The 236-nt window shown below is 69.5% G+C and carries 1 pseudogene; it reads left to right on the top strand.

Features of this window, described 5'->3' with window-relative positions:
• Nucleotides 1-6 precede the first annotated feature (6 nt).
• Nucleotides 7-236: pseudogene (locus tag ACNAVT_RS31945) on the top strand (hypothetical protein); the annotation flags it as partial.

The following is a 236-nucleotide window of genomic DNA, read 5'->3' as shown; positions in this document are numbered from 1 at the left end:
CGGGAGGTGCCCTGCAGGAACGACGAGCTGGTCGAGGCCGTCGACCGGGCCAACCGGGAGAACGGCGGCACGCTGAAGCTGGCCCGGGACTGCGTCTACCAGCTGAGCAGGTTCGACGAGAAGTCCGGCACGGCTCTGCCGACGATCCGGCAGGAAATCACGATCAAGGGCAACGGCGCCACCATCAAGCGGGACTCGCGGGACGCCTTCCGGCTCTTCCGGGTCGCCGACGGCGG

This window comes from Micromonospora sp. SL4-19 (genome assembly GCF_047921475.1).
In the GTDB taxonomy this organism is placed as follows: domain Bacteria; phylum Actinomycetota; class Actinomycetes; order Mycobacteriales; family Micromonosporaceae; genus Micromonospora.
Note: the sequence above shows the minus strand (reverse complement) of the source record. Positions and strands in the feature narration are given on the sequence as shown.